This window comes from Parasphingorhabdus sp. (assembly GCF_059726685.1).
Window position 1 is genome coordinate 2,340,591 of record NZ_AP041068.1, and the last position, 15,963, is coordinate 2,356,553.

14 protein-coding genes are annotated in these 15,963 nt (G+C 53.3%); 13 read left to right on the forward strand and 1 reads right to left on the reverse strand.

Going from position 1 to position 15,963, the window contains the following annotated elements:
* Positions 1–2 precede the first annotated feature (2 nt).
* From AC6I9Z_RS11600 to AC6I9Z_RS11630, 7 genes are all read left to right on the forward strand, one after another.
* Positions 3–1,973: an acetyl-CoA carboxylase biotin carboxylase subunit gene (locus AC6I9Z_RS11600; protein WP_461455984.1), complete on the forward strand. Its 1,971-nt coding sequence runs from the start codon at positions 3–5 to the stop codon at positions 1,971–1,973.
* A 25-nt stretch (positions 1,974–1,998) separates the two neighbouring features.
* Positions 1,999–3,636 (forward strand): MFS transporter, encoded by a 1,638-nt coding sequence (locus AC6I9Z_RS11605; RefSeq protein WP_461455985.1) that lies wholly within the window; start codon positions 1,999–2,001, stop codon positions 3,634–3,636.
* A gap of 18 nt (positions 3,637–3,654) precedes the next feature.
* Positions 3,655–4,710 carry an alanine racemase gene (alr, locus tag AC6I9Z_RS11610; RefSeq protein WP_461455986.1) on the forward strand — a complete coding sequence of 352 codons (1,056 nt, stop codon included), beginning with the start codon at positions 3,655–3,657 and terminating at the stop codon, positions 4,708–4,710.
* 198 nt (positions 4,711–4,908) lie between these two features.
* Positions 4,909–5,553, forward strand: a complete 645-nt coding sequence (phaR, locus tag AC6I9Z_RS11615) for a polyhydroxyalkanoate synthesis repressor PhaR (protein ID WP_461455987.1) — start codon at positions 4,909–4,911, stop codon at positions 5,551–5,553.
* A gap of 55 nt (positions 5,554–5,608) precedes the next feature.
* Positions 5,609–7,144, forward strand: coding sequence for a proline--tRNA ligase (gene proS, locus AC6I9Z_RS11620; protein ID WP_461455988.1), 1,536 nt, complete (start codon positions 5,609–5,611; stop codon positions 7,142–7,144).
* Positions 7,144–9,429 carry a ribonuclease R gene (rnr, locus tag AC6I9Z_RS11625; RefSeq protein ID WP_461455989.1) on the forward strand — a complete coding sequence of 762 codons (2,286 nt, stop codon included), beginning with the start codon at positions 7,144–7,146 and terminating at the stop codon, positions 9,427–9,429. Before proS ends, rnr begins: the two co-directional genes overlap by 1 nt.
* A 58-nt stretch (positions 9,430–9,487) precedes the next feature.
* Entirely contained in the window at positions 9,488–10,009 is a 522-nt protein-coding gene (locus tag AC6I9Z_RS11630) for a peroxiredoxin-like family protein (protein WP_109356971.1), read from the forward strand.
* A gap of 4 nt (positions 10,010–10,013) precedes the next feature.
* Here the strand turns inward: AC6I9Z_RS11630 and AC6I9Z_RS11635 are convergent, their stop codons facing one another.
* Positions 10,014–10,469, reverse strand: coding sequence for a universal stress protein (locus AC6I9Z_RS11635; protein WP_461455990.1), 456 nt, complete (start codon positions 10,467–10,469; stop codon positions 10,014–10,016).
* 149 nt (positions 10,470–10,618) lie between these two features.
* On the opposite strand from AC6I9Z_RS11635, the gene AC6I9Z_RS11640 reads away from it, so the two are divergent.
* From AC6I9Z_RS11640 to AC6I9Z_RS11665, 6 genes are all read left to right on the forward strand, one after another.
* Positions 10,619–11,932 carry a pyruvate dehydrogenase complex dihydrolipoamide acetyltransferase gene (locus AC6I9Z_RS11640; protein WP_461455991.1) on the forward strand — a complete coding sequence of 438 codons (1,314 nt, stop codon included), beginning with the start codon at positions 10,619–10,621 and terminating at the stop codon, positions 11,930–11,932.
* Positions 11,933–11,996: 64 nt separating this feature from the next.
* Entirely contained in the window at positions 11,997–13,394 is a 1,398-nt protein-coding gene (gene lpdA / locus AC6I9Z_RS11645; protein WP_461455992.1) for a dihydrolipoyl dehydrogenase, read from the forward strand.
* Positions 13,395–13,447: 53 nt separating this feature from the next.
* Positions 13,448–14,356, forward strand: coding sequence for an aminotransferase class IV (locus tag AC6I9Z_RS11650; protein WP_461455993.1), 909 nt, complete (start codon positions 13,448–13,450; stop codon positions 14,354–14,356).
* Positions 14,353–15,093: a sulfotransferase-like domain-containing protein gene (locus AC6I9Z_RS11655; protein ID WP_461455994.1), complete on the forward strand. Its 741-nt coding sequence runs from the start codon at positions 14,353–14,355 to the stop codon at positions 15,091–15,093. Before AC6I9Z_RS11650 ends, AC6I9Z_RS11655 begins: the two co-directional genes overlap by 4 nt.
* Positions 15,094–15,219: 126 nt before the next feature.
* Positions 15,220–15,555: a hypothetical protein gene (locus tag AC6I9Z_RS11660; RefSeq protein ID WP_461455995.1), complete on the forward strand. Its 336-nt coding sequence runs from the start codon at positions 15,220–15,222 to the stop codon at positions 15,553–15,555.
* A gap of 209 nt (positions 15,556–15,764) precedes the next feature.
* Positions 15,765–15,962, forward strand: coding sequence for a hypothetical protein (locus AC6I9Z_RS11665; protein WP_461455996.1), 198 nt, complete (start codon positions 15,765–15,767; stop codon positions 15,960–15,962).
* Position 15,963: the final 1 nt, after the last annotated feature.

Consider the following 15,963-nt stretch of genomic DNA (forward strand, 5'->3'; position numbering starts at 1 on the left):
TTATGTTCAAAAAAATTCTAATCGCCAATCGCGGTGAAATTGCTTGTCGAGTTATTCGCACGGCCCAGAAAATGGGTATCAAGACCGTTGCTGTTTATTCTGACGCCGACGCGCGGGCACCGCATGTGCAGATGGCGGACGAAGCGATCCATATCGGGCCATCTCCTGCCGCAGAATCCTATCTGATTGCGGACAAGATTATTGCGGCCTGTAAGGAAACTGGAGCAGAAGCGGTACATCCCGGTTATGGCTTTCTCTCCGAACGCACCAGCTTTCCGGAACAGCTAGCCGAAAATGATATCGCCTTTATCGGGCCACCACCTAATGCCATCGCGGCCATGGGTGACAAAATTGAATCCAAAAAACTGGCCGAGAAGGCTGGCGTCAGCGTTGTTCCCGGCCATATTGGTGAGATTGATGACACCGATCACGCCGTCAAAATTTCTGGCGAAATCGGTTATCCTGTCATGATGAAAGCCAGCGCCGGCGGCGGAGGCAAGGGCATGCGCCTCGCCTGGAACGAGAAAGACGTTCGCGAGGGTTTTGAAGCGACCAAACGCGAAGGTCTTGCAAGCTTTGGCGACGACCGTGTGTTTATCGAGAAATTTATCGAACAGCCTCGCCATATTGAAATCCAGGTGCTTGGCGACAAACATGGCAATGTCATCTATCTTGGTGAGCGGGAATGTTCGATCCAGCGGCGACATCAGAAAGTTGTCGAAGAAGCGCCATCTCCCTTTGTTGATCCCGAGATGCGCAAGAAAATGGGTGAACAGGCGGTCGCTCTATCCAAAGCGGTGGATTATCACAGCGCTGGTACGGTCGAACTGATCGTCGGCGCGGACAAGAGTTTTTATTTCCTTGAAATGAATACCCGGCTTCAGGTCGAGCATCCGGTAACCGAATATATTACCGGCCTTGATCTGGTCGAGCAGATGATCCGCGTCGCCTATGGTGAGAAATTACCGCTGACGCAGGATGATGTGACCCTGACCGGTTGGGCGGTCGAAAACCGCGTCTATGCCGAAGATCCCTATCGCAACTTCCTGCCGTCCACTGGGCGTCTGGTTAAATATAACCCGCCAGAGGCCGAAGAGGGCATCAGGGTAGATGATGGTGTCGCGGAGGGCGGTGAAGTCTCAATTTTCTATGATCCGATGATTGCCAAACTGATCACCTATGGCGAAACCCGCATCGAAGCCATTGATCGTCAGATTGATGCGCTGAACCGGTTCGAGATTACCGGTCCGGGCCACAATATTGATTTTCTTTCAGCGCTGATGCAGCACAAACGTTTCCGCGACGGCAATATCACGACCAATTTCATTGCCGAGGAGTATCCAGACGGTTTTCAAGGGGCACCAGCGTCAGATGATTTGCTCTGTAATCTCGCCGCGATTGCTGCTTTTGCAGCCACTGCCCATGCGGATCGCGCACGCCGGATCGACAATCAATTGGGTCAGCGGCTGCAACCGCCGTCTGAATGGGAAGTCAAAATTGGTGATAGCGTTCAGCAGGTTTCCGTATCTGAAGAGGGTATATTGGTCGATGACAAGGATGTTGACCTGTCCGTCGCCTATACGCCGGGCGATAGCCTGATCCTCGCCAATATTGGCGAAGAACCGCTTTCCGTCAAAATATCCAAGACTGCCAATGGCTTCGCGCTCAATACGCATGGCGCGACCCACAAGGCGCAGGTTTTGCCTGCCCATATCGCGCGACATGCGGTGCATATGATCGAAAAGGTCCCGCCCGATCTTTCCAAATACCTGCTTTGCCCAATGCCGGGCCTGCTTGTGGCGCTGCACGTCAAAGAAGGCGACAAGGTGGAAGAAGGCCAACCATTAGCGGTGGTCGAGGCCATGAAAATGGAAAATATCCTGCGTGCAGAGAAAAATGCAGTCGTGAAATCCGTTGAGGCGGAACAAGGGGATAGCCTTGCCGTCGATGCGGTGATACTCGAACTGGAATAATCAAAGTACCTTGGGGAGGGCGAATATGGCCAGTGAGGCAGCCGTTGCAATGCAGCGCGAACCAACCGACAAGGAAATCAAGCTTGTCATCGGCGCGTCATCCGCCGGAACGATATTCGAATGGTATGATTTCTTTATCTACGGAACCTTGTTCTACATCATTGGCCCCACCTTTTTCCCAAGCGGCAATGAAACACTTGAAATCCTGTTGGTTTGGGCAACTTTTGCCATTGGCTTTGGTTTCAGACCTGTAGGCGCCGTGTTGTTCGGCTTTCTGGGCGATCGGCTGGGGCGCAAATATACGTTTCTGGTTACCGTCACGCTGATGGGGATAGCGACCGCTGGTGTTGGACTGATTCCCAGTGCCGAAACCATCGGACTGGCAGCGCCAGCAATTGTTATCTTCCTGCGTGTTTTGCAGGGACTAGCGCTGGGCGGCGAATATGGCGGTGCGGCCATCTATGTCGCGGAACATGCTCCAACAGAGAAACGCGGCTATTATACCAGTTACATTCAGGCCAGCGTAGCCGGCGGCTTTGTGTTGTCCATTGGTGTGGTACTGGCTTGCCGTTTCCTGATTCCAACCGATGATTTCAACGATTGGGGCTGGCGGATTCCCTTCTTACTCTCGATAATACTACTCGGCATTTCGCTGTGGATGCGCTTGAAGTTGAATGAGAGTCCGGTTTTCCAAGCGATGAAAGCGGAGGGAAAAACCTCCAAAAACCCGTTCACCGAAAGCTTTTCCTATCCCGGCAACAAGAAACGGATTTTCGTCGCGCTGTTCGGGATCACCGGAATACTCACAACCATATGGTATACCGCATTTTTCTCCGGCATGTCCTTTCTGCGCGGCCCCATGAATGTCGATGATCTGACGGTTGACTTGATCCTGTTTTTTGCTGGCTTAATTGCCATGTCATTCTATCTCGTCGTTGGCAAATGGTCAGACAAAGTGGGACGGAAGAAGCCGATTATCGTTGGTGCAATCCTGTCGCTATTTCTTCTTTTCCCGTCCTTCTGGGGCTTGGGGCAGCTCGCCAATCCCGGACTGTCGGCGGCATCAGAGGCTACTCCGGTTCGTGTAGAAGGCACAGCTTGCAGCACGGACCCCTTTGCCGAGCTGTTCAGCCGTGAACAAAGCGACTGCGGCAAGATTTTGGAGACGCTGACAGCCTCCGGCGTTGCCTATACGGTCACCGATGCATCAGAGTTGAAACTCTTCGCTGGCAGCGAGGAAATCACCGTCGACACCGCTTGGTTCAGTGACGGAGCGGCGCGCCGGGACGGCATTCGCGGCGCATTAAATGCATCAGGCTTTGATTTTGAGGAGCAGCAGCTCGGAGCTATGCGCATATTGGGAATAGTCGCAATATTGCTCGTTTTGGGCGCGCTCAGCGCACTCACTTACGGATCAGTAGCGGCGCTGTTAGCTGAGATGTTCCCACCAAAAATCCGCTATAGCTCCATGTCGATACCTTACCATATCGGGGCGGGATATCTCGGCGGCTTTCTGCCACTGATAGCAGGCTATATCGTTGCCCGATCGGGTGATGTCTATTCAGGCCTCTGGTATACTTGGGTCGTCGTTGCCTTTGGAGTGATCATAGCTTGGTGGGGCATTCCCAACGACCCGGAAGCAGCACTCGACGAAGCAGATTAAACTGACTATCGCCGCATCATGAGCGATAAAGTCACTGATATACCATCACCCGTAAGGCTGCGCTTGGATGCCGGCGCCTTGCTATCCAATTGGCACGCCCTGGATGACATGAGCGGCGCTGCCAGCGCTGGAGCAGCGATAAAGGCCAACGCTTACGGCCTTGGCGCGGTTGAAGTTTTTCAGCGTCTGCAATCCGCAGGTTGCCGGGATTTCTATGTCGCCAATTGGCAGGAAGCCGGGGAGATAGAAGCTTGTGCGGAGGCACATACCAATATCTCCGTCCTAAACGGTGTGCGTCTGGAAGATATGCCATTTGCCATTACATCATCGGCCAAACCGGTATTGAACAGCATGGAACAAGCAGCGCGATGGCGTGAAACAGGGCGTCCATGCGATCTAATGATCAATAGCGGGATGAACCGCCTGGGCATCAATGTTTCCGAATTGCAGCAGTGCGACTGGACCGAATTGAATATCGACATTGTTATGAGCCACCTGGCTTCTGCAGACGAGGATGTCTCCCAAAACGAAGCTCAACTGGATCAGTTTGCCAACGCGCTGCAACTTGTGCCCGGGAAGCGACGGAGCCTCAGCAACAGCGCAGGTATCGCTTTGGGGCAAAACTATCATTTCGACTGCACCAGACCTGGGTTGTCTCTTTACGGAGGAAAGCAAAGACCGGCGCTTGTTGAGGCAATTCAGCAGGTGGCTTTCCCGGAAGTGCAAATTCTACAGACCCGTAACCTGCAACATGGCGATCAAGTGGGCTATAACGCCAAATATACAGCTGAAAGAGACCATCCAATTGCCATATTGGCGATGGGATATGCCGACGGATATTTGCGCGGCTTTTCCAATACAGGTATATTTTTCAAGGATCAGACCAAGCTTCCCGTTCTCGGCCGTATATCAATGGATTTGGTTGCGGTTGATATATCCGACGCTCCTGACCTTAAAGAATCTGATTGGATATCTGCGGATTATGATCTGCTGAGAGCATCGCGCCAGTCCGGCCTGTCGCAATATGAACTGATAACTGGTCTGGGCAATCGTTACAGCCGTTACTGGGCTTGATTTGAGCATCTGCCATATCGCAAACGCACATGAACTAATCGGCTAAATTCCGCGCCGATTGCAATATACAAAACTCAGCGAGCAGCTTTGGTTGCGGCGATGCACAATTTTGTCTAAAGCGGTCGGAATAGCAAAGAATTTTCAAGCTCTATCGACTTAATATGATAAAAAATGGCGATATGGTTCACAGGAGATAACATGGCGAAGACAAAAAAGGGTGATCCGGACGGCCCGATCATAATTAAAAAATATGCCAACCGGCGGCTCTATAATACTCAGACATCAAACTATATCACACTTGATTTTTTGGCAGAAATGACACGTGATGATGTCGACTTCGTGGTCGTCGATGCGAAAACCGGTGATGACATTACACATAATGTGCTCACCCAGATTATCGTTGATGAGGAAAGCAGCGGGCAGAATATGTTGCCGGTCAATTTCCTGCGCCAGCTTATCTCCATGTATGGCAACAGCATGCAGTCGCTGATGCCGTCCTATCTTGAAGCATCAATGGACAATTTTCGCAAAAACCAGAAACAGTTTCAGGAAGCTGTCGAAGGGGCTCTCAATAAAAACCCCTTGGGACAGATGGCCGTCAAGAACCAGAAGCAATTTCAGGAAGCCATTGAAAATGCCTTGAAATCCAGCCCACTGGGCAGCGTCGTCGAAAAAGCGTTAAACCCGCTCGGACTTGGTGACAAAACGGCCTCTAATGATGAAGAGCCCGTGTCAGAACCAGAGCCGGAAGAGGAAGAAATGTCTGCCAAAGACAAAGAGATTATGGATCTCAAACAACAGCTGGCGGACATTCAATCGAAGATCGATAATCTCGACGATTGATTTTACGCCTCCGCGTCTCCGAATTTTTGAAACTTTTCCGACAGGAACAGAATACGTGAAGAAAAATGCTCTATCCGTAACCAGAGAAGCTGACTTTTCAGCTTGGTATCAGCAGCTTATTGCCGAAGCCGATTTGGCTGAAGAGTCCGGCGTGCGGGGATGCATGGTCATGCGGCCGTGGGGCTATGGCATCTGGGAGCGGGTGCAGTTTCTCATGGATCAGCGGATCAAGGCTACCGGTCATGAAAACTGCTATTTCCCATTGTTCATTCCGCTGAGTTATTTCGCCAAGGAAGCCGAACATGTCGATGGCTTTGCCAAGGAAATGGCGGTTGTTACGCATCATCGGTTGATGAAGGACGATAGCGATGGCCTTGTTGTCGATCCAGAGGCAAAGCTTGAAGAACCCTTGGTGGTCCGGCCAACGTCCGAAACGGTGATCGGTACGGCCTTTTCGCGCTGGGTACAAAGCTGGCGCGACCTGCCAGTTATGATCAACCAGTGGGCCAATGTTGTGCGCTGGGAAATGCGGACACGGATGTTCCTGCGTACCAGCGAGTTTCTTTGGCAAGAGGGCCATACCGCCCACGCCACCCGCGACGAAGCGATGGAAGAAACGCTCGACATATTGGAAATGTACCGCAGCTTCTCTGAAGATGTGCTGGCGATGCCTGTTGTTGCTGGCGAGAAACCCGAAAATGAGCGTTTTCCTGGCGCGGACGCCACCTATTCCATCGAAGCAATGATGCAGGATGGTAAGGCATTGCAAGCTGGCACATCGCATTTCTTGGGCCAGACTTTCTCCAAGGCTCAAAATATCCGCTATCAGGACAAGGAAGGGCAGTTCCAATTCGCTTACACAACGAGTTGGGGCACGTCCACGCGGCTCATCGGCGGCGTGATCATGACGCATGGCGACGATGATGGCTTACGCGTACCTCCGCTTATTGCGCCTTATCAAGTGGTGATCATTCCCATGTTGCGCGACAAGCCAGAGGATGAAGAGGTTCTCGATTTTTGTACCGCGCTTACGAAACAATTGTCCGGACTGCGGGCTTTTGATGAGAATGTCCGGGTGAAACTCGACAAGAGCGGTGCCAAGGCATCGAACAAACGCTGGGCCTGGGTCAAAAAAGGTGCGCCGCTTATTCTTGAAATTGGTCCTCGCGATGTCGCGGAAGGCAATGTCTCCGCTCTTCGCCGCGATGCGCTGTACAAGGATAATGGCAAGCTTGATGCGCAGATTCTTGCGAAAGATACCTTTGCGGACCAGGTGCCGGCGTTGTTGGAAGAAATTCAATCCAAACTGCATGGTGAAGCCAAGCAACGACTGGATTCCAATATTAGGCGCGGTTTGACCGATTTTACGGATGTTCAGAAATTCTACAAAGAGAACAAAAAATATCCCGGTTGGTTGGAAGTCCAATGGTGCCGTGCAACCGGAGAAGAACTTGATCAGATTGAAGAGAGACTGAAAAAACTGAAACTGACCTTCCGCAATGTACCGAACGAAGCGGCAGCGGTGGACGGCAATTGTATTTTCACGGGTAAGCCAGCGGTCGAACGGATTCTTATCGGCAAAGCCTATTAATGGCGAAATCGTCCAAATCTCACAAGCCAAGACAGGTTCCGTCGCGCAAACAGATATTGGACTTTATCGAAAAGTCGGACCAACCCGCCGGTAAACGCGAAATCGCCAAAGCCTTTCGCTTACGTGGGTCGGACAAAATTGCTCTCAAGGCTTTGCTGAAAGACATGGCCGACGAAGGCCTGATCGACAGCACACCTGGCCGGGCCTTTCACAAAATGGGCGGTATTCCCAAGGTCACGGTGCTGAAAATCGTCGAAATCGACGGCAATGAGGCGATTGGCATGCCCGAACGCTGGGAAGCCGAAGCCCCCGCACCCCGGCTGCGTATCAAGGAGCGTGGTCGCCGCGCGGCCTTGGCTGTTGGTGACCGTATTCTCGCGCGCACGGAAGAACGTGGTCAGGGCCATATCGCCTTCATGATGAAGAAAATTGCCCAAAGCAGTGATATGCTGATGGGCGTTGTCGAAAAGGACGAGCGCGACCGGTTCTGGCTGAAGCCTGTAGATCGAAAAATTAGACGCAGCACAGCTATATCCGATTTGGGTGACGCGGAGTTAGGAAACCTCGTTCTTGCAGAGCCCGTCGGTCGCGGTAGTCAAGTGAAGGCACGCGTTAAAGAAGTCCTAGGTGATCCTTTTGCACCCAAATCATTCAGCCTGATCGCCATCCATAAATATGAAATTCCGCTAGAATTTCCGACAGATGTTTTGGATGAAGCCGCGCATGCCACCAAGCTGGAACTCAGCAAAGAGGACAGGGAAGATCTCACCGATCTGCCCATAGTTGCGATCGATCCTGCCGATGCGCGCGACCATGACGATGCTATCTGGGCGGCACCCGATGATGACCCCGATAATACGGGTGGTTTCAAGGCGATTGTCGCGATCGCCGATGTGTCATTCTATGTTCGAAGCGGCAGCAAGCTTGACCGCGAAGCATATAAACGCGGCAATAGTGTCTATTTCCCGGACCGGGTCGTGCCGATGTTACCGGAGGCACTGTCAACAGATGTATGCTCGCTCAAGCAGAATGTCGATCGAGCGGCTTTGGCGTGTCATCTAAAAATCAATGCCAAGGGCAAGGTCATATCCTCTAGGTTTTCGCGCACGATTGTGCGGCTGACCGGCAATATCGCCTATGAAGATGCGCAGGCTGCCATAGACGGGAAGTTTGATCACCCGATGAAGGCAAGCGCCCTTGAACCGCTTTGGGCCTGCTGGAAATTACTTGCAAAAGCCAGAGATGACAGGGAACCGCTAAACCTCGATTTGCCGGAAAAGCGGGTAGTCCTGGATGATCAGGGCCGGATTGCCGAGATTGCGACGCGAGAACGGCTCGATGCGCACCGCCTGGTAGAGGACTATATGATCGCGGCCAACGTCGCTGCGGCTAAAATGCTCGAATCCAAGAAATCACCGCTTATTTACCGGGTTCACGAAGTACCCTCGCGCGAGAAGCTCATCGCGCTCAAGGACTATCTCAAGAGCTTTGATGTCAGTTTTGCGATGGGGCAGGTAATCAAGCCATCAGTATTCAATCGCCTGATTGAGCAAGTTGGCGAGGCGGAGATTTTGCCTCTGGTCATGGAGCAGATATTGCGCAGTCAGACACAGGCCTATTATGGGTCCACCAACATGGGGCATTTTGGACTTTCGCTGGGCAGCTATGCACACTTCACCAGCCCCATTCGGCGCTATGCCGACCTGATTGTGCACCGCGCTTTGGTGAGTGGTTGCAAATTGGAACAGCCGAAACCCAAGAATGATCTAATCCCTGCACAAAGCGGGTTGAGCAAGGACATGGCTGACAAGCTGGACCTGATATCCGAAAAGATCAGCCAACTGGAACGGCGCGCGATGATGGCCGAACGTGAGACGGTGGATCGTTATATCTCGGCCCATTTATCCGATCATGTTGGTCAGATACTGAAATGCCGGATCACCGGTGTCCAGAATTTCGGGTTCTTCGCCACTGTAGAGGAATTGGGTGGCGACGGCCTGGTTCCTGTCCGGACACTGGGTGTGGAACGGTTCGACTATGACGAGCAAAAGCAACAACTCGAGGGTGTTGAAACAGGCGTAACCTATAATATCGGGCAAAAGCTCGATTTGCGATTGGTCGAAGCCAATGCTGCCACAGGTAGCCTGCTCTTTGAACTTGCGGAAGGAGCCAATCACATGCCGGGTCGCCATGAGCCCCGGCGCGGACGCAGTGGCCCCAAAGGAAAGCCGCATCGTAAAGGAAAACGCGGTCGTCCGGCAAATATTCGTCATCGCAGCCGATAATGTAACCGGATGAGCACAGGGAACGAATAAGCAGGCACAATCATAAAAGGATATCCTGATGACGACCCTGATACCGACTCAAGCCGTTCCAGATTTCACTGTACCGATGACAGATGGCGGGCAGTTTCAACTCAGCCAACGTGCCGGTGATAACTTTACTCTGTTGTTATTCTATCGTGGTCTGCATTGCCCGATCTGCAAAGGGCAATTGCGCGACCTGCAAAGCAAGCTCGGTGATTTCGCCGAACGCGGCGTTACTGCTGTCGCCATCAGCATGGATGATCAGGAACGCGCCCAAAAGTCGGCCCATGATTGGGGCATTGATGAGCTGATGCTTGGCTATGGTCTGAGCGAAGACATAGCTCGTGAACTGGGTCTGTATATCTCTGCCGGACGACCAGACAGCCCGGAACCTTCGATTTTCTCTGAACCGGCTCTGTTTCTGGTCCGTCCAGACCAGACACTCTATTTTGCCAGCGTCCAAAGCATGCCATTTACACGGCCGCCACTAGATCAATTGATGATGGGTATAGACTACGCGCTGGCCAATGATTATCCGGCGCGCGGCGAACTGGGCTGAATTCCTAACTTAGGCGGTCAATCTCTTCCTTGCTCAGTGACCCGGGTACAACCATTACCGGGCAGGGGAGGGTACCCGCTTCCGTTGCCGCAAAGTGAGTCACCAACGGACCAGGCGAACCATTACCAGCGGCACCCAGAACGAGGGCCGCCAATCCGTCAATCTCGTCCATCAATTTGCGAACATCCTTGGCGCCTTTACCTTCCTTGACGGTGATAGAGGGCCTGATTCCGGTTTCGTCAAACAAAGTACCCGCAGCGCTTGAAACTAAAGCTTCGGCCCGGTTCTTGGCTTCTTCCTCTAACGTAGCCTGTACGCCGCCCCAAGCAACGAATCCTTCGCTCTCCACCAACGCCAATATGTGCAAAGCACCATTGGTTTTCATCGCCCGGCGTGAAGCGAAACGAAGCGCTATGCTTGCCTCCTCGGTTTCGTCAATAACCACTAGGTAAGTACGCATGAAAACTCCCCAACTGACAGCGCATTTCTACTATTAAAACCATGCTTGCGATAAAAGCCTGTGATATGCAAGATTTACACAGCTTGCGCTTTCCTGTGATTTGCGCATAAACGCCTGCAACGTTGATATAGAATAAGGGTTTCCTCTCCATGCCGATCAACCTTCAAATGCCCGCTTTGTCACCGACGATGGAAGAGGGGACGCTGGCCAAATGGCTAGTCAAAGAGGGCGATGAGGTCGCTTCTGGCGATCTATTGGCCGAGATTGAGACTGACAAGGCGACGATGGAGTTTGAAGCGGTTGATGAAGGCACGATTGCTAAGATTGTCGTTGCCGAAGGGACCGATAATGTCAAAGTCGGCGAAGTGATTGCTATCATTGCTGAAGAGGGCGAAGATGTTGCTGAGGCCTCGAAAGGTGGTGAAGGTTCCGCGGAGAAGCCCAAGAAGGAAGCACCCGCTCCGAAAGGTGAGGAAAAGCCTGCGAAACCGTCACAGGACGTTACTCCAAAGGTTACGGACCCGGCCCCGAAAGGTGACGCCCCGGCGTCCGATGGAGAGCGGATCAAGGTCAGCCCGCTGGCCCGGCGTCTGGCCGAGCAGAAAGGCGTTGATCTCGGCGCGCTCAGCGGCTCCGGTCCCGGCGGACGGATTATCAAGGCGGATATTGATGCGGCCGAAGGCGGCTCAGCGCCAGTTAAAACCGCAACCGCTGCGCCCGCACCAGCGCCCGCCGCCACGCCTGCACCGGCACCGGCGGCCAATGACTTCGATATCCCGCATACATCCGAAAAGCTGTCGGGCATGCGCAAGACCATTGCCCGCCGCCTGACCGAGGCGAAGCAGACCATACCGCATATCTATCTCACCGTGGATATCCAGCTCGACAAGCTGCTCAAACTGCGTAGCGAACTCAATGCGACGCTGGAACCACGCGGCGTCAAACTGTCGGTCAATGATCTGCTGATCAAGGCGCTGGCGGTCTCGCTGATGCAAGTTCCGAAATGCAATGTCTCAATTGACGGCGATCAGCTCAAGACATTTGCCCGCGCCGATATCTCGGTGGCCGTGAGCATTCCCGGCGGCTTGATCACGCCGATTATCACCAGCGCCGACACAAAATCACTCAGCACCATCTCCACCGAGATGAAAGATCTCGCAGGCCGCGCCAAGGACGGCAAGCTCAAGATGCACGAGTATCAGGGCGGCACGGCGAGCATTTCCAATATGGGTATGTTCGGCATCAAGAATTTCGATGCGGTCATCAACCCACCACAGGCGATGATCATGGCCATCGGGGCAGGACAGAAGCGCCCCCATGTCATTGATGACAGCCTGCAAATCGCGACCATCATGAGCGCCACCGGCAGCTTCGACCACCGGGCCATTGACGGCGCCGACGGCGCGCAGTTGATGCAGGTGTTTAAAGAGCTGGTGGAGAACCCGTTGGGGATGCTGGCTTAATCACAATTGCAAAAGCTCTAGTCTCCTGTCCCTCACGGAAGAGGAGCAGAAATAAAGGAACAAAATGGCAAAATCCTACGATCTCATCGTTCTCGGTTCCGGTCCCGGCGGTTATGTCGCGGCGATCCGGGCTTCCCAACTCGGCCTCAAAACCGCCATAGTGGAGCGCGAAAATCTCGGCGGCATCTGCCTAAACTGGGGCTGTATCCCGACCAAGGCACTACTGCGTTCAGCAGAAGTCTTTCACAATATGAAGCATGCCGCGGACTACGGTCTGGCAGCGGAAAAAATCAGTGCCGATCTCGACGCGGTGGTCAAACGCTCTCGTGGGGTTGCGAAGCAATTGAACCGGGGCGTCACTGGCCTAATGAAGAAGAACAAGATTGATGTTGTCATGGGCGATGGCAAGATTGTTGAGAAAGGCAAGGTGGCCGTCAAGACGGAGAAGGGCGAGGAAGAGCTCACCGCCAAGAATATCATCATCGCCACCGGCGCACGGGCTCGCGATCTGCCCTTTGCCAAGGCGGACGGCAAACGCATCTGGACCTACCGCCACGCCATGACGCCGCCGGAAATGCCCAAGAAACTGCTGGTTATCGGCTCTGGCGCGATCGGGATCGAATTTGCAAGCTTCTATAATGATATGGGCGCGGACGTGACCGTGGTCGAGATGATGGACCGCGTTGTTCCGGTGGAGGACGAGGAAATCTCAAAATTCCTCGAAAAATCCCTGAAAAAGCAGGGCATGACGATCATGACCGGCGCTGGCGTCAAGAGCATCGAGACATCGGCCAAGGGCGTCCAGGCGGAGATTGAAGACAGCAAAGGCAAGAAAGCCAGCCATGACTTCAGTCACGTCATTGTCGCGGTCGGCATCCAGCCCAATGTAGAAACGGTCGGTCTGGACGAACTGGGCATCGAACCTGATGAGCGCTTCCATATCAAGACGGACGCGATGTGCCGAACCAATGTCGAGGGCATTTATGCTATCGGCGACGTCACCGGCGGCCCCTGGCTGGCGCACAAGGCCAGTCATGAAGGCGTTATCGCGGTAGAAGCCATAGCAGGCGGCCACCCGCATGCCATGGATGTGAATAACATCCCGGGCTGCACCTATTGCCATCCGCAAATTGCCAGCGTCGGCCTGACAGAGGCCAAGGCTAAGGAAGCCGGTCATGACGTCAAAGTCGGGAATTTCCCGTTTATCGGTAACGGTAAGGCCATCGCACTGGGCGAGACGGAAGGCTTTATCAAAACCGTGTTCGATGCCAAAACCGGTGAATTGCTGGGCGCACATATGATCGGTGCGGAAGTGACCGAGCTGATCCAAGGCTATACCGTGGGCAAGACGCTGGAGACAACCGAAGCGGAATTGATGAATACCGTCTTCCCGCATCCAACTCTGAGCGAAATGATACACGAAAGCGTGCTCGACGCTTATGAGCGGGTTTTGCATATGTGAGGCATCGTCTTTCTCCCTATCAAGGGGAGAGGTGTAAAGTAGGGAACGATAGGATGGCAAAAGGCACGCATGATTATGTCGAGGATGCTCGCAACGAAACGATCCTGATCAACGTCAACGGCACTATCACACCGCGGGCCGAGGCCATGGTGTCGGTGTTTGACAGCGGTTTCATGCTGGGTGACGGGGTTTGGGAAGGCTTGCGGGTCCACAAGAGCCGTATAGCGTTTCTCGGCGCGCATATGGATCGCTTGTTCGAAGGCGCCAAAGCCATCGCCATGGATATTGGCATCAGCCGGGAAGAGCTGGTCGCGCGGCTTTATGAGACGATAGAGGCTAATGGCATGACCGCTTGCCATATCCGCCTGATGGTGACACGCGGTATCCGCTCGACGCCTTATCAGGACCCCAGGGTGGTAATTTCGCCCGCGACCATTGTTATTATTCCCGAATATAAGGAAGCTCTGCCAAGCACGGTCGAGAACGGCATCCGGTTGTTTACCGTCCATGTCCGGCGCGGCGATCCGGCGGTGCAGGATCCGAAATTGAACTCGCACAGCAAGCTGAACTGCATAACGGCCTGTATTCAGGCGACACAGGCGGGGGCAGATGAAGCGTTGATGCTGGATCCGCAGGGTTTTGTCGCCACTTGCAACAGCACGCATTTCTTCATTGTCCGTAAAGGCGAAGTGTGGACATCCAGCGGTGACTATTGCCTGGGCGGGATCACGCGGAGCAATGTTATCCAGCTTTGCCGCGAGAATGATATTCCGGTGTTTGAAAAGAATTTCTCCCTGACCGATGTATATGGTGCCGATGAAGCCTTTGTGACCGGGACTTTTGCTGGTGTTGTGCCCGCAACAGAGGTCGATGGGCGCTTACTGAGCGAGGGCAGGGGGCCGATGGTCGAACGTCTGCAAACCCTTTACAAAGCGCTGATCGAAAGAGACACGGCGTCATGACGTCACAGCCCGTTCGTATTGCCATGTGGTCGGGCCCGCGCAACATCTCGACCGCGATGATGCGCAGCTTTGGCAGCCGCAGCGATTGTGCTGTCACCGATGAGCCATTTTACGGGGCATTCCTCAAAAAGACTGGTTTTCAGCAGCCAATGGCGGATCAGATCATTGCTTCGATGGATTGCGATTGGGATGCCGTTACATCGGCAATGCGCGGGTCGGTTCCGGGCGAAAAGGCGCTTTGGTATCAGAAACATATGCCGCATCACATGGTTGATAAGATTTCTGTTGCCGACTTTCCGGAGCATCGACACGCCTTCCTGATCCGTAAACCGGAGCAGGTCGTCGCCAGCTATGCCGCCAAACGGGTGGAAGTCACGCCCGATGATCTGGGATATCAGAGACAGGTTGAATATTTTGACCAGGCCGCTCAAATCACCGGCTCTGCGCCGATCGTGATGGATAGCGCGGATATATTGCACAATCCCGAAAGCCATTTGAAGGCGCTTTGCGGGGCGCTTGATATTCCTTGGGACTCGGCGATGCTGCGCTGGAACACAGGGACACGGGATACGGACGGGATATGGGCCTCACACTGGTATAACCGGGTCATAGATACCACAACATTCGCACCGCCAAAGGAAAGCGAACCCGTGCTGTCCGATGCCCAGCGAAAAGTAGCGGATGCGTGCCGGCCATTTTATGACAGACTGTCAGGCTATCGACTCAAGATTCTCTAATATTTGACAAAAAAGGCCATTTTTTGTGATTGAGGAAAAGGCCCCGTCATCGCTCCAGATACGCTTTTCATAGCATTATACCGGTATGTTATGATATAGTTCCGTCATAGCTTTTAGGAGGATTTTATGTTCATATTAACAACTGTCGCCCTCTTAAGTGCCGGTATGGTCGATGCGGAAACGAGCAGGGTCAATTACTCGAACTGCCTAACCGATTTCACCGTCACCCATCTTACCCAGAAAACCGCGCGCGGCCCGTTTAAAAAAGCCGCCAAGAACGCTTGCACAGATGAACGCAGCGCCATGATAGCAGCGATGAAAAAGGATGAACTGGAATTTGGCAGTACGGAACAGGAAGCCACAACTTATGCTACCGAAGAAGCTGACGGCGTTCTGTTTTCCTTCACTGACGGTTATTCGGGTTACATGAGTTCGGGTACCATGCCGGTGAAAGAAGAATAGAGAATTTCGTCCTCCGGCATAGACTAGATTATCGCCGAAGCGTGCGCCCCAAGTTGACCAATGCGTCGCCGCGACAAGTTCAACCATGGCAGAAAATGGCACAAATCTCAGCTATTGGTCATAACGTCGCATAGTGTTCGCATCGCGCGTTCGCTCTTTTATGCATGACTTTCCTAAAAGCAGGCGGGACCCGCAAGAAGGAAAAAATCATGTATAAGTTAATCTTTTCAGGCGCCGCGCTCCTGCTGGTCAGTGCATGCGTATCTTCGAGTGAAGATGTCGAATCATCGTCGGATGAGTTTATCCCGGAAGGCTATGATCCCGACGCCGGCCCGGCAGAGCCAAGCGACGAACCTGAGGATGATCCCTATGTTCCCGAAAGGAGCGAGGAAGGACCAAGGAGCTGAC

What these genes read in the sequence shown, in the direction of transcription:
- AC6I9Z_RS11600 (WP_461455984.1), top strand. Translation starts at nt 3, where the DNA reads ATGTTCAAAAAAATTCTAATCGCCAATCGCGGTGAAATTGCTTGTCGA.
- AC6I9Z_RS11605 (WP_461455985.1), top strand. Translation starts at nt 1,999, where the DNA reads ATGGCCAGTGAGGCAGCCGTTGCAATGCAGCGCGAACCAACCGACAAG.
- alr (WP_461455986.1), top strand. Translation starts at nt 3,655, where the DNA reads ATGAGCGATAAAGTCACTGATATACCATCACCCGTAAGGCTGCGCTTG.
- phaR (WP_461455987.1), top strand. Translation starts at nt 4,909, where the DNA reads ATGGCGAAGACAAAAAAGGGTGATCCGGACGGCCCGATCATAATTAAA.
- rnr (WP_461455989.1), top strand. Translation starts at nt 7,144, where the DNA reads ATGGCGAAATCGTCCAAATCTCACAAGCCAAGACAGGTTCCGTCGCGC.
- AC6I9Z_RS11630 (WP_109356971.1), top strand. Translation starts at nt 9,488, where the DNA reads ATGACGACCCTGATACCGACTCAAGCCGTTCCAGATTTCACTGTACCG.
- AC6I9Z_RS11635 (WP_461455990.1), bottom strand. Translation starts at nt 10,469, where the DNA reads ATGCGTACTTACCTAGTGGTTATTGACGAAACCGAGGAGGCAAGCATA.
- AC6I9Z_RS11640 (WP_461455991.1), top strand. Translation starts at nt 10,619, where the DNA reads ATGCCGATCAACCTTCAAATGCCCGCTTTGTCACCGACGATGGAAGAG.
- lpdA (WP_461455992.1), top strand. Translation starts at nt 11,997, where the DNA reads ATGGCAAAATCCTACGATCTCATCGTTCTCGGTTCCGGTCCCGGCGGT.
- AC6I9Z_RS11650 (WP_461455993.1), top strand. Translation starts at nt 13,448, where the DNA reads ATGGCAAAAGGCACGCATGATTATGTCGAGGATGCTCGCAACGAAACG.
- AC6I9Z_RS11655 (WP_461455994.1), top strand. Translation starts at nt 14,353, where the DNA reads ATGACGTCACAGCCCGTTCGTATTGCCATGTGGTCGGGCCCGCGCAAC.
- AC6I9Z_RS11660 (WP_461455995.1), top strand. Translation starts at nt 15,220, where the DNA reads ATGTTCATATTAACAACTGTCGCCCTCTTAAGTGCCGGTATGGTCGAT.
- AC6I9Z_RS11665 (WP_461455996.1), top strand. Translation starts at nt 15,765, where the DNA reads ATGTATAAGTTAATCTTTTCAGGCGCCGCGCTCCTGCTGGTCAGTGCA.